General features: G+C 67.8%; 11 protein-coding genes and 1 pseudogene. 5 read left to right on the top strand and 7 right to left on the bottom strand.

The window, feature by feature from the left end; translation table 11 throughout:
- Window positions 1–37: 37 nt before the first annotated feature.
- The gene (locus tag ACGFZ2_RS31420) at window positions 38–1,144 is read right to left on the bottom strand and encodes an ArsR/SmtB family transcription factor (RefSeq protein ID WP_393459968.1); all 1,107 of its coding nucleotides are present in this window, start codon (window positions 1,142–1,144) and stop codon (window positions 38–40) included.
- A 242-nt stretch (window positions 1,145–1,386) separates the two neighbouring features.
- Between ACGFZ2_RS31420 and ACGFZ2_RS31415 the strand changes: the two genes are divergently transcribed.
- The 4 genes from ACGFZ2_RS31415 to ACGFZ2_RS31400 all read left to right on the top strand — a co-directional run bounded on the left by ACGFZ2_RS31415 (window position 1,387) and on the right by ACGFZ2_RS31400 (window position 4,169).
- Window positions 1,387–1,815 (top strand): hypothetical protein, encoded by a 429-nt coding sequence (locus ACGFZ2_RS31415; protein WP_393459965.1) that lies wholly within the window; start codon window positions 1,387–1,389, stop codon window positions 1,813–1,815.
- Window positions 1,809–2,042, top strand: a complete 234-nt coding sequence (locus tag ACGFZ2_RS31410) for a helix-turn-helix transcriptional regulator (protein ID WP_357464536.1) — start codon at window positions 1,809–1,811, stop codon at window positions 2,040–2,042. Before ACGFZ2_RS31415 ends, ACGFZ2_RS31410 begins: the two co-directional genes overlap by 7 nt.
- Window positions 2,039–3,055 (top strand): NAD(P)-dependent alcohol dehydrogenase, encoded by a 1,017-nt coding sequence (locus ACGFZ2_RS31405; protein WP_393459961.1) that lies wholly within the window; start codon window positions 2,039–2,041, stop codon window positions 3,053–3,055. Before ACGFZ2_RS31410 ends, ACGFZ2_RS31405 begins: the two co-directional genes overlap by 4 nt.
- A gap of 121 nt (window positions 3,056–3,176) precedes the next feature.
- Window positions 3,177–4,169, top strand: a complete 993-nt coding sequence (locus ACGFZ2_RS31400) for a DUF1152 domain-containing protein (RefSeq protein WP_393270506.1) — start codon at window positions 3,177–3,179, stop codon at window positions 4,167–4,169.
- Window positions 4,170–4,223: 54 nt separating this feature from the next.
- On the opposite strand, the gene ACGFZ2_RS31395 is transcribed toward ACGFZ2_RS31400, so the two are convergent.
- The 6 genes and pseudogenes from ACGFZ2_RS31395 to ACGFZ2_RS31370 all read right to left on the bottom strand — a co-directional run bounded on the left by ACGFZ2_RS31395 (window position 4,224) and on the right by ACGFZ2_RS31370 (window position 11,336).
- A complete protein-coding gene (locus ACGFZ2_RS31395) occupies window positions 4,224–4,982 on the bottom strand; it encodes a class I SAM-dependent methyltransferase (RefSeq protein ID WP_393270508.1) in 759 nt (252 codons plus the stop codon).
- 162 nt (window positions 4,983–5,144) lie between these two features.
- Entirely contained in the window at window positions 5,145–6,485 is a 1,341-nt protein-coding gene (locus ACGFZ2_RS31390) for a low temperature requirement protein A (protein ID WP_393270481.1), read from the bottom strand.
- 378 nt (window positions 6,486–6,863) lie between these two features.
- Complete coding sequence (locus tag ACGFZ2_RS31385; protein WP_393270483.1) at window positions 6,864–7,634, bottom strand: hypothetical protein; 771 nt, start codon at window positions 7,632–7,634, stop codon at window positions 6,864–6,866.
- A gap of 866 nt (window positions 7,635–8,500) precedes the next feature.
- Window positions 8,501–9,349, bottom strand: coding sequence for a formate/nitrite transporter family protein (locus ACGFZ2_RS31380; protein ID WP_393270485.1), 849 nt, complete (start codon window positions 9,347–9,349; stop codon window positions 8,501–8,503).
- 294 nt (window positions 9,350–9,643) lie between these two features.
- Window positions 9,644–9,931: pseudogene (locus tag ACGFZ2_RS31375) on the bottom strand (integrase core domain-containing protein); the annotation flags it as partial.
- 4 nt (window positions 9,932–9,935) lie between these two features.
- Window positions 9,936–11,336 (bottom strand): IS30 family transposase, encoded by a 1,401-nt coding sequence (locus ACGFZ2_RS31370; RefSeq protein ID WP_393459958.1) that lies wholly within the window; start codon window positions 11,334–11,336, stop codon window positions 9,936–9,938.
- 20 nt (window positions 11,337–11,356) lie between these two features.
- Here ACGFZ2_RS31370 and ACGFZ2_RS31365 point away from each other — a divergent pair, with 20 nt between their 5' ends.
- Window positions 11,357–11,680, top strand: a complete 324-nt coding sequence (locus ACGFZ2_RS31365; RefSeq protein WP_393270491.1) for a transposase — start codon at window positions 11,357–11,359, stop codon at window positions 11,678–11,680.
- The last annotated feature ends 95 nt before the right edge of the window (window positions 11,681–11,775 follow it).

Genomic DNA, 11,775 nt, shown 5'->3' with positions numbered 1-11,775 from the left:
CCGTCCTCGGGGCCGCCGCCGACCTGGCACCATTCCCCTACCGGACGAACGACCTCGGCCCCGTCCGCGGAGGCTGGCGGCCCTGGTGATGCACGGCCAGGCGCTCCGCGACGGCAGTCGCCTGGGACGGCGCGGCGACGGTTCCGCTGAGCATCTGTTCCCCCAGTGCGGTGAGGTGGTGCCGCACGGTTCGACCCTGACGGACGGTGGAGACGAGCCCCGCTCCGCGGAGCACCGTCGCGTGCTCGCTGGCGCTCGCTGCCGAGATCGCCAACCGATGGGCGAGCTCGCCGGTGGTGCACGGCGCGGTACCGATGCTGTGCAGGGCGTACGCCCGGGTGCGTCCGACAAGGTCGACCAGCGCGGACAGCCGGTCCGCTCCGGGGGGCTCGGCCAGGACGGCGGCCAGGTCAAGGGGTCCGCGCATCGCGGGCAGAAAGAGCATCGACGGTGCCTCTTCGTCCAGCCCGCTGGTCCACAAGACAGGTCGTGGGTCGAGGAATGCCGACGGCACGAGCAGCAACCCTCGTCCGCCGAGGTGGATGTCGGTAGTGGTCGCACCATGGCCCACCTCCAGCACGGGGTAGCGCCAGCGGGCGAAGGGCATCAGCCCGGCCAGTAGGCCCTCTACGCCACTGATGGCGAGCAGGTGGGTGAGGGCGGCGTGCTCGGTATCGAGCCGAGCCTGGATGTGAGACCAGTGCGGCGCCACCGCGACCTTGTGGTAGTCATGCAGGAAGGTCGCCAGGCGATGCCGGTCGGCCCGGTTGCCCGCCGGGTCACCCACCCCGGCTGGCCAGCGACGATGGTCCCCGTAGCGCCACCTGGCGTCCGCCGCGGCGACCAGCTCGGCGCGCAGGTGTTCCGGGCGCACGGCGAGCAGCGCGGTCAGTCCCTCCTCGATGGACTCGGCCGGGCCGGTGAGGGTGAACAGGTCCAGCCACCTGTTGTCGAACAGTGAGGCGCACGGATGCACCAGGCCGGAAGAGGACCGAGCGACCCGTGTCGACCAGCCCCGCAACCCGTCACCCGGCTGGCCGCGCCGCAACCGCCCGAGGCTCAGATACGTCTCGGCCAGGGGCCCCCAGCTCCGCATCAGCCGGACCCGGGCCAGGTCCTCGGCTGTGAACTGGACACGGTACATGAGCCCTCCGACATGCGCTCCGATCGATTGTCACCCTACGTGCAGGCTGCGCTCACCGTCACGCCGGGTCGGATCCTTCAGGCGAGAGCCATAGGCGTCGCCGATCTCGGCCAGCACTTCCGATCCTGCGTCGGTCAGCCGAATGACCGCCCCCCAGGATCGATGTAAAGTTTTCTAGACACGAAGTCAAAGATTCGCTACCTTCGGGATGTCAAAGATTCCAGACATCCGGAGGGCTCGTCATGACGCACGAAGAGAAACGCGCGTGGATCAGGCTGGTCGTCGCCGTGCTCGGCTACTCCGCCTACGTGGCCCTCACCGTCAGCCGCGCCGATGGTCGTTCGCTGCCCGACGTGCCGTACGCGAGCGCCCTGTTGTGGACGGTCGGCGCGGCCATCGTCGCGTCGATCGTGGCGGAGATCGGCATGGCCGTCGTGAATCCGGGCGCGCCGCGCGTCAAGGACGTGCGGGACCGCGAGATCGGGCGGCTCGGCGACCACGTCGGCCAGTCGTTCGTGGTCGTCGGCGCGGTCGCCGCGATGCTCATGGCCATGGCGGACTGGGACCGGTTCTGGATCGCCAACGTCATCTACCTGTGCTTCGTGCTGTCGGCGATCCTCGGCGGCATCACCAAGGTCATTGTGTACCGCAGGAGCCTCCCGCAGTGGTGAAGCCGACGCAGGTCACCAACCGCATCCGCGCGTTGCGCTTCGCGCACGGCGAGATGACCCAGGCCGAGCTCGCCGAGCGCATCGGCGTGACCCGGCAGACCCTCATCGCCATCGAGCAGGGCCGCTATTCGCCATCCCTGGAAATGGCCTTCCGGATCGCCCGGGTGTTCGGCGTTCCGCTCGACGACGTGTTCCAGTACCCCGACTCCCCCGAGGAGAAGTCATGAAAGCGATCGTCCACGACGTGTACGGCCCGGCCGACGTGCTCGAACTCCGCGAGGTCGACAAACCCTCGGTCGGAGACGACGAGGTGCTCATCGAGGTACGCGCCGCCGGCCTGGACCCAGGCGTGTGGATCTTCATGACCGGCCGACCCATGGCGGTGCGGCTCGCGGCCGGGCTGCGCCGGCCCAAGGTCGCGGTGCTCGGTCGGGCCGTCGCCGGTGTGGTGGTGGCGGTCGGCGCCGGCGTGACCCGCCTGCGCCCCGGCGACGAGGTGTACGGCACCTGTCAGAGCGGCTCGTTCGCCCAGTACGCGACAGCGCGGCAGCACCGGCTGGCACCCAAGCCGGCCAACCTCACCTTCGAGCAGGCGGCGGCGATGCCCATCTCCGCGGTGACCGCGCTACAGAGCATCCGCGACGCGCGCGTGCAGCCCGGACAGCGGGTGTTGATCACCGGCGCGGCCGGGGGCGTCGGGTCGTTCGCCGTCCAACTGGTCAAGCTACATGGGGCAAGCGTGACCGGCGTCTGCAGCACCTCGAAGATCGAGCTGGTGCGTTCCATCGGTGCCGAGGACGTCATCGACTACACCCAGCACGAGATCGACCGTGGCGGCGCGCGATACGACATCATCATCGACACCGCCGGCAACCGACCGTTGTCGCTGCTCCGGCGCGCAACCACACCGCGCGGAACGATCGCCCTCGTCGGTGGCGGCCACGCCACAGGCTGGCTGCTCGGCGGCTTCCAACGCCAGCTGGCCGCGCCGTTGCTCTCACTGATCGGCAGCCAGCGAGTGCGCGGCGTGGCCGCTCGGGAGCACTACGAAGATCTCGACGAACTGACCACCCTCACCGAGGCGGGCTCGGTCACCCCGGTCATCGACCGCACCTACGCTCTCGCCGACGCGCCCGACGCGATGCGCTACCTCGCCCAGGGCCATCCCGCGGGGAAGATCGTCGTCACGGTGCAGCCCAGCCGGGAACGGCACAGCACGATCCCCGCGACCGCGATATAGCTGGCGCTCGCGTGAAATGACCCCTATCGGCCGGGCACCAGCATCTTCCTCGGGGTCCCGCCGCACGCGGGCGCCCCGGCGCTCTGTCAGCGGCATGGGCGTGACGGATCATTGAGCGGTGATGAACCCTGCCGCGCTGCCGGCCCAACCCGGTGCGTTCTCGTTGGCCGTTCCGCCGCTGTTTGCCGCGCTGGCTCCGGCGCGGAGCATCCTCATCGCCGGAGCGGGCGGCGGGTTCGACGTGTACGCCGGCCTGCCCTTGGCGTTCGCCCTGTGGCGCGGTGGCGCACAGGTGCACCTGGCCAGCCTGTCCTTCTCCGAACTCGAACTGATCGACCGGGACGCGTGGGTAGCGGAGCACGTCGCGGCGGTGCAGCCGGACACCACCAGCCCGGACTGGTACTTCCCCGAACGGACGCTCGCCCGGTGGCTGGCAGCTCAGACGCTGCCGTCGACCGTGTACGCCTTTCCGCCGCTCGGTGTCCAGCCGTTACGGGCCGCGTACCGACACCTGGTCGAACAACTCGACATCGATGCGGTGGTGCTGGTCGATGGCGGCACCGACGTCCTGCTACGCGGCGACGAAACCGATCTCGGCACCCCGGTGGAGGACATCACCAGCCTGGCCGCCGTGGCCGTGCTGGACGTGCCGGTCAAGCTGGTGAGCAGTCTCGGCTTCGGCATCGACGCCTACGACGGCGTCAACCACGTCCAGGTGCTGGAGAACCTCGCCGCACTCGACCGCGACGGCGGCTACCTCGGCGCCCTGTCCATCCCCGGTTCCAGCCCGGAGGCGGCGCTGTACCGCGATGCTGTCGCCGACGCCCAGGCCGCCACCCCGGACCGGCCGAGCATCGTCCAAGGACAGATCGCCGCCGCCACCAGCGGCGCGTTCGGAGACGTCCGGTTCACCCGGCGCACCGGCGGCGGCGACCTGTTCGTCAACCCGCTGATGGCGATCTACTTCACCGTCGACCTCGACAAACTCGCCGCCCGATGCCTGTACCTCGACCGCATCGAAAACACCGTCGGCAGACGACAGGTCATCACACGCATCCAAGCGTTCCGCGACGAACTCCTCAACGCACGCGTCCCTCGCGCGTTCCCCCACTGAACGGCCGGACGGCGGCACGAGCGGAAGCCTCAGGGAAGCCGTTCGGTGAGCGTTTCAGCGGGGTGCACGTCTGGCCTCGACGAGGGTCCGAGTCGAGTGGGCCACGAAGGAGCCGTGGTGGCGAATGTGGGCGTCCAGTCGCTCGAGGGTGTCCCGGTACCGCTCCACTGTGAAGTCGGGCACCCACCAGACGCATTTACGCAGGGTGTAGACGACCGCGCCGATGTCGAAGAACTCCATCCGGCAGCGAGCGGTGCGCAGGTCCACGATCTCGAGCGCGGCCGCCCGCGCTGCCGCGGCCTCACGATCGGGGTGACGACCAAGCCGCTCCTGCGGCAGCGGGCCGAGGAAGAACTCGATGAGCTCGAACGCGGATGCCGGCCCGACGTGCTGGGCGAGGTACGTGCCGTCATCGGTGAGCACGCGGGCGATCTCGCTCCAGTCGGGGTCCACTGGATGGCGGCTCGTCACCAGATCGAAGCTGGCGTCGGGGAAGGGCAGGGGCCGGCCTTGCTCGACGGGCACGACCTCGACACCGCGGGGCGACAACGTCTGACGGGCACGCTCGACGTTCGGGCGCCAGCCTTCGGTGACGACCATTCTCGGCGGTAGGTGCGGCACCTCGGCGATGATCTCGCCGCCACCGGTGTCGATGTCCAAGGCCGCGGTGACGTGGGGCAGGCGCGATGCGATCAACCGCGAGTACCCCCACGGCGGCCGCTCTTCCGTTGCCCGGCCCTCAAGCCAGTCGAAGTCCCAGCCGGACACGTCCACTGCGGCGGCCTCATCGACCAGCTCACTGAACGTACGCACACCGAGAATCCTGCCGGAATCGTCAACTGGTTTGCGTGGCCACGCGTGGCCTGACCGGCGACGTTCGACACCCCAGGCGAGGCAGTGCGTGTCGATGGTGATCCCGGCGGCGTGGCGATCGAGTACGCCCTGCACGACCGCGGCGGGCCGGATGCGGGTTCCTCAAACCTGCATCCGGGCGGCCAGGCCCGACTCGCGCAGGCGGCGGCGCTGCCCGTCGGCCACGATGACCTCCACGACGATCAGAATGAAAGAGACAGCCGCCAGCAGGCCCAGCGCACCGATGGCCGATATCCGCCGTGCGACAGGGACGAGCGCGGCCAGCACCAGAACGGCGGCCACCCGGGTCCAGATGATCGTCCTGATCGTGTGGGCCATCCGCAGCTGGTAGGCGACGTTGGCCAGGAGGAAGAGGGCTATCCCCCCGTAGAGGCCGAAGAGACCGATGGCGGAGAGCCGTTCGTCGGGGTGGTGTCCTTCGATGTGGCCGACGTTCTTGACGAGCTCGCGTATCCCGAGGGCCGGCAGGAGGATGCCGGCGACCATGGGAAGGTGCAGGTAGCTGTAGGCGTCCCGGGCGAGGGCGAATCTGGTCTTTGGGTCGGCCCGCTCGAGGACCTGCTCACCGACGAGCGCCACCACGTCGAAGTAGGTCCAGAGCACCGCCCCGGTGACCGTCATGGCCAGCATGACGGCGAGCAGGAGCTGCCAACTGAGCGACACGTTGGAGCTGGACGTCCCGATCGAGATGATGTTCTCGCCCACGGCCACGATCAGGATCAACCCGTACCGCTCGCACCAGTGCCGGGCGGAGAAGATGCCGATCTCCCAGACGGGCAACGTGAAGCTGCCCACGTAGTCCACGAGCACGGCCAGCAGCCAGAGGAGGGTCACGGCGATGGCGACCTGTCGCTGGTCGGTGAGGAGTCGGTGCGGCACGAGTGCGGCGCAGACGAGCAGGGCGGTGCTGGCGACCATCGGCACTGCGGGCACCAGGATGTGCCGGGCCAGGCGCCGGGCCGAGACGGCGTACGCGTACAGCGCCAGGTGCAGCGACCGCACGAGAAAATAGCAGATGGGGAAGACGAGCGGGCCGTACAGCCCGCCGGGCCGATCGGTGAACGTGACGAGGGTCGACAGCGCCATCACGAAAGTGATCCCGGTGACCACGAACAACCCGAACCGCATCACTCCGAAGCTGGCCTGCAGGTTGTTGCTCAGCCACGCGAAGGCGCCCCAGGACCACCACAGCAGGGCCAGCACGAGCATTCCGCGAAGCACGCCCTGAGGGGTGTAGTCGCTTCGGATCAGCGCGACGAGTTGGACGAAGGCGAACACGAAGACCAGGTCGAAGAAGAGTTCCTCGGTGGCCGTGCGGGTGCCTTCGCGTACCCGCCGCCTGCCGAGCAGGCTGACGACGGCGTCGCGCAGGTGCGCGCGTACGGACTTGCGCCCTGTGGTCTTCCCCCTGTCACCTCCGGCCGTCGGTCCTTCCTCCGTCACCGCGCCAGTCTGACAGGACGCCCGGCTCGGAATGGCCCGTTTCGTACTGGTCGGCCGGATCCTATGCGGGTCGGCCGGGTGGCGCCGCCGAACGGTGGCTGGAGAAGCACAGGAAGGACCCCGAGGGGATGTCACGAGTTCGGGGAACGACTCGCGGGCACCGGATGCGGGAGGCGGTTCGCTCACGACTGCGATCCGGAAGCCGGCTGCGGTGAACTCGCTTTCACTACCTGTTCCGCCAAAAGTTGCTGCCCTTCTCCATACCCGCATCCCGTCAGCGCTGCCGGCGCGAGCGTCAGTTTGGAAGAGCGTGCTCACCCGGCCGGGATGCCCGAAAGCCTGCGGTCAGCAGCAGAGCCTCGTACCTCTCGTGCCCGCTCACGACCGTTGCGCTCCACGGTTACCGGCCCGTGGATGGCCCAGACGAAACCGGGCTGCAAGGTCATCGACAAGGTCAAGAACGTCACGCGAGCCATCGATGGACACCACCGGCAGGTGCAGTTCGACGGCCTGGCGCCGGACTTCAGCGTCCCACAGTTCGTCGCGAGCCAGTCGCAGAGCGAGCGCCTCGCTGTGGTGGCTGTCTCCCCAGTTCGCTCGGGCCCTCGCGACGTCGGCGAATCGAGCCCGCAGTGCCCGATCCCGAAACTGCGGCGTTGGCAGGAGGAAGGCTGCCTGCTCTGGCCACGTCAGCAGCGGAGCGACGTCGCCGGGCAGAGTTCGGAAATCATCGACCAGGACCGGACGGTCGGTGGGCATCGCGAGCAGGTCATCGACAACGAACCCGAACGTTTCCCCGTGCAGGCTCGGCATCGACTCGAAGATCTCCTGGGCGCTGCGGCTGTTCCATCTCTGCGCCGGCGGAGCTTGCAGCAACGCCCAGAGGTACGGCTGCTCGTGCGCGGTGCACCGGCTGGCGTAGTTGCGCTCCGCGCGATCGCCGTCGTAGATCAGCACGTCGTAGCGCTCGGCTAGGGCTTGGGCGAGGGTGCTCTTGCCTGACCCGGTACCGCCGGCCAGCCATCTCACATGCGAGAGGCGGCGAGCAAGATCTACACCTTGGTTATCAGCAGCCACGCCACGAGAGACTGCCGATATCGCGGGCAAAGAAACAGTCTTGTTCTTTCCTGGGCGGCCGGCGAAGATCAAGAAAGGGAGCTTGGTATGCGGGTGCGGACGCGGCGGATCGCTGAGGGCTGGGGTTCGGGGCGGAGCCCCGAGGTTTCAAGGTCTGGCAATCCCGAAGCGTGGCCGGTCGGCCCGGCCGATGCCAGCCGGAGGCCGCCAGCAGGTCGGGGCCGAACCGGCACAAGCCCGCTGTGCGGGCCGCCTTGATGCGTCGAGAGAACAACTCGGCAGGCAGAGACCGGTCGCTGGAACCTGACCGACGGTCAAGCAACGCCAGCCAACTCCAACTTGACTGATCTTGGTCTCCAGAACGCCGAAAAGGGCCGACCCGATGTCCGGATCAGCCCTTTGACCTGCGTCGGGACGGCCGGATTCGAACCGACGACCCCTTGACCCCCAGTAGTCCGGCGGCCCAGCGGCATGCTCGCGCACGTTTGCCCAGGTCGTCTGAAGCATAAACCGACCGAGTAAAGGAGTCCTCGCACCACTCCCCCGCCACCATCCCTCGGCTTCCCTGCCCAGACGAGGAGGTCGTGACCTCCCGCCGACTGACGTCGTGGGAGTCCATGTCAGATGATCGACACGAGGCCAATACCAACACGGCTGTGCCTTCTCGGCGCCATCCCGCTCGACTAATCGGCGCTCTACCTGGATCGAAACGGGGTCCGGGCTAGCTGCGGGGCCCGCCCAGGCTGGAAGGGATTCTTCGACGGAGGCAGCTGGCGGGCTAACTCCGCCTTCGGCCAATCGGCAGCGACGGTAACGCAAGCCGCTGCGGCACTCTCTGGCGGTGGCCATAACGACGCGCCAACTAATGCGAACCGCACTTCTACGACACCGAACCCGCACGCTTCGCATCGGTGGTATCCGGAGAGGCATGCGAGCCGTCACACGTTCACTCTCCGGGAGGTCGGCTTCTCGGGATGCGGGCGGTTTCGGGTCGCACCAGTGCGGGCGTGCGTCGCGTAGAGAGCGAGCCCCACGAAGACCAGGCCGCCGACCAAGTTGCCGACCACTGTGGGGATCTCGTTCCACACCAGGTAGTCGGCGATCGAGAAGTCGCCGCCGAGCATCAGGCCGGCCGGGAACAGGAACATGTTCACCACCGAGTGCTCGAACCCCATGTAGAAGAAAATCAGGATCGGCATCCACATGCCGATCACCTTCCCCGACACCGACGTCGAGATCATCGCGGCGACGACGCCGGTGGAGACCATCCAGTTACACAGGACACCGCGGATGAAGAGGGTCAGCATCCCGGCGGCACCGTGGTCGGCGTACCCGACCGTCCGAGACGTGCCGATCGCGCCGAGCCGCTGGCCGACCTCGTTCGGGTCCACGCTGAAGGCGAAGGTCAGGATCACGGCCATCATGAGCGCGACGGTGAGCGCGCCGGCGAAGTTGCCCACAAAGACCAAGCCCCAGTTACGCAGGACCGAACGCAGTCTGACGCCCGGCCGCCTGTCGATCAGTGCGAGGGGAACAAGGGTGAACACACCGGTCAGGAGGTCAAACCCGAGCAGGTACAGCAAGCAGAACCCGATGGGGAAGAGAAGGGCTCCGACGAGGGGTTGCCCCGTCTCCACGGTGATGGTGACCGCGAACGCCGCAGCGAGCGCGAGGATGGCACCGGCCATGTACGCACGGATCAACGTGTCTCGGGTGGACATGAACACTTTAGCCTCGCCCGCGTCGATCATCTTCGCGACGAACTCCGATGGGGTCACGTAGGACATGGACTCGATCCTTCTGGTGTGGGCAACCACGGACCTGCCGGTGTGCCCCAAGATCCGGGCTGTCCGGTCGGTCTCGGCACTATAGATGTCTTTCGTCGTAACACCATGAGGATCATCGAGGCGCGTCAGATCACCCCGTTTTGTCGGAGTAGGGGCTACCAGGCGCCCACCCTGCCCGCAGGCGATGCGGCGCATCGGGCGCCTGGCGTACGCGATCCTCGAAGGCACGCTGGTCCGCACCGACCGGCTTGGGCTGTGTCAAGGATCTTGGACAGGTCTTCGTGGATTTGCTGGTCAGGCTGCCATCAGGGTCTGGTGTTCGGTGAGGGCTTCGGCGGGGGTGCGGTAGTCGAGGGCTGAGTGCAGTCGTTGCCGGTTGTAGAACACTTCGATGTACTCGGCGATGGCGAATCGGGCGCGGGCGCGGGTGTCGAAGCGCTGCCGGTGATACATCTCGTTCTTGAGGGTGGCGAAGAACGATTCGGCGGCGGCGTTGTCCCAGCACACACCGGTACGGCCCACGCTCGTGCGTATCCGGGTTCGCACGCAGTAACGGGCGAACTCGGCGGAGGTGTGCTGGGCGGATTCAACCGGTCGTCGCAACACCGGGTTGTTGGAGCGATTGTAGGTGTTCGTCGAGGGCTTCGGCGGGTGTCTTCCAGCCGAGGGTTTTCCGTGGCCGGCTGTTGAGCGCGTGGGCGACAGCGTTGATCTCGTCGGCACTCCACCGGGACAGGTCGGTGCCTTTCGGGAAGTACTGCCGCAGCAGCCCGTTGGTGTTCTCGTTGGTGCCGCGTTGCCAAGGGCTGTGCGGGTCGGCGAAGAACACCGGGACGCCCGTTTCGACCGTGAAGCGTGCGTGCGCGGACAGCTCCTTGCCGCGGTCCCACGTCAGCGATCTGCGCAGCTGCTCGGGCAACTGGATGATCGTGTCGGCGAGGGCTTTGCTCATCGTGATGGCCCCGTAGCCGGCGAGAGCGGGGCCGTTCTTCGTCCGCGGGATCACACCCCAGCCGGCCTCACGAGGCAGGTGGATCAGCATCGTGAACCTCGTGGTCCGCTCGACCAGTGTCCCGATCGCGGAGCGCTGCAACCCGATGATCAGATCTCCTTCCCAGTGCCCGGGGACGGCACGGTCCGCGACCTCGGCGGGCCGCTCACTGATCAGCGTGCCGCTGGTGACGTGCGCCCACGCGCGTTGCTTCGCACGCGCCCGGGGAACACGAAGAGCCCGACCGGTCCGCAAGCAGGTGACGAGTTCACGCTTGAGGGCGCCACGGCTCTGGACATAGAGCGCCTGGTAGATCGCCTCATGGCTGATGCGCATGGACTCATCCTCCGGGAACTCGGCCCTGAGCCTGCGGGAGATCTGCTCCGGGCTCCACCCATTCGTCCATGCCCGATCGGCCCGGTGAGGCTTGTTGCGGCCCTTCCACTGCGGGCCCTGCGGCCCAGCGACCAGCCGGCCGTCCGCTGTCCGGATCGCACCCGCAAGCCGCTGCTGGACGTACTCCCGGAGCCGATCATTGGCCAGCAGCTTCGCGGTCTTCGGCCGGCGGGCTCGACGCTCAGCATGCCACTGCGCGGTCGAAGCCTTGTAGTCCAACCGGTACGTCCTGGTCGAGGCGTTACGCCGCAACTCCCGCGAGATCGTCGACGGGTCCCGGCCGAGCTGGCGTGCGATCGCACGAACACCCATGCCCTGCGCCCGCGACAGAGCGATGTCCTCCCGTTCGCTGAACGACAGATAGCGGCCCGACACCGTCGGCGGCAACGCAGGATTCACGCCGCCAGCGTGCCGGAACCACCGGAACCCGACCGGCGACGACACACCCGCCGCCGCGGCCGCGTCCTCGGTCATTACACCGGATCGGATCGCAGCCCAGAACTTGACCCGGTCCTCACGCCACGCCACCGTCGGCCGCCCCGGCGAAGGGATCTGACCCCGATACTCCCGAACCCGCTTCTGCCCCGGCCCAACACCCATCGCTTCACCTCTCCGACAGGGTGTTGCGACGACCGGTTGAATCCGCCCAATACGGCAGCGGCGGCTTCGCCGCCGCCTGCCGCCAACACGGCATCCGCCGCTCGATGGGCCGGATCGGCTCGTCGTATGACAACGCACTGGCCGAGGCGTTCTTCGCCACCCTCAAGCGTGAACTCGACGTCGACCACCGCCGTTGGACCAGCGAGGCTGACGCCCGTCGCGACGTGTTTCGGTGGATCGCCTTCTACAACCACCGGCGTCGCCACTCCGCGCTGGGCTATCTCAGTCCCGCCGATTACGAACAGACCCTTCAACCGACTACGCTGCACCAGACTGCGGCATAACCCGGTGTCCACATCCCGGGAGGAACCTCAGGCCTCCGGCCCAGCCTTGACCCCGACACCGCACACACGCCTGCCCGAAATCCTGCCGGAAGACG

The organism is Micromonospora sp. NPDC048063, assembly GCF_043202855.1.
Taxonomy (GTDB): domain Bacteria; phylum Actinomycetota; class Actinomycetes; order Mycobacteriales; family Micromonosporaceae; genus Micromonospora.
This window is presented reverse-complemented; position numbering and strand designations above follow the sequence as displayed.

Excerpts from the sequence above, each read along its gene's own strand:
- ACGFZ2_RS31420 (WP_393459968.1), bottom strand. The coding sequence starts at position 1,144 with ATGTACCGTGTCCAGTTCACAGCCGAGGACCTGGCCCGGGTCCGGCTG.
- ACGFZ2_RS31415 (WP_393459965.1), top strand. The coding sequence starts at position 1,387 with ATGACGCACGAAGAGAAACGCGCGTGGATCAGGCTGGTCGTCGCCGTG.
- ACGFZ2_RS31405 (WP_393459961.1), top strand. The coding sequence starts at position 2,039 with ATGAAAGCGATCGTCCACGACGTGTACGGCCCGGCCGACGTGCTCGAA.
- ACGFZ2_RS31400 (WP_393270506.1), top strand. The coding sequence starts at position 3,177 with ATGAACCCTGCCGCGCTGCCGGCCCAACCCGGTGCGTTCTCGTTGGCC.
- ACGFZ2_RS31380 (WP_393270485.1), bottom strand. The coding sequence starts at position 9,349 with ATGTCCTACGTGACCCCATCGGAGTTCGTCGCGAAGATGATCGACGCG.
- ACGFZ2_RS31370 (WP_393459958.1), bottom strand. The coding sequence starts at position 11,336 with ATGGGTGTTGGGCCGGGGCAGAAGCGGGTTCGGGAGTATCGGGGTCAG.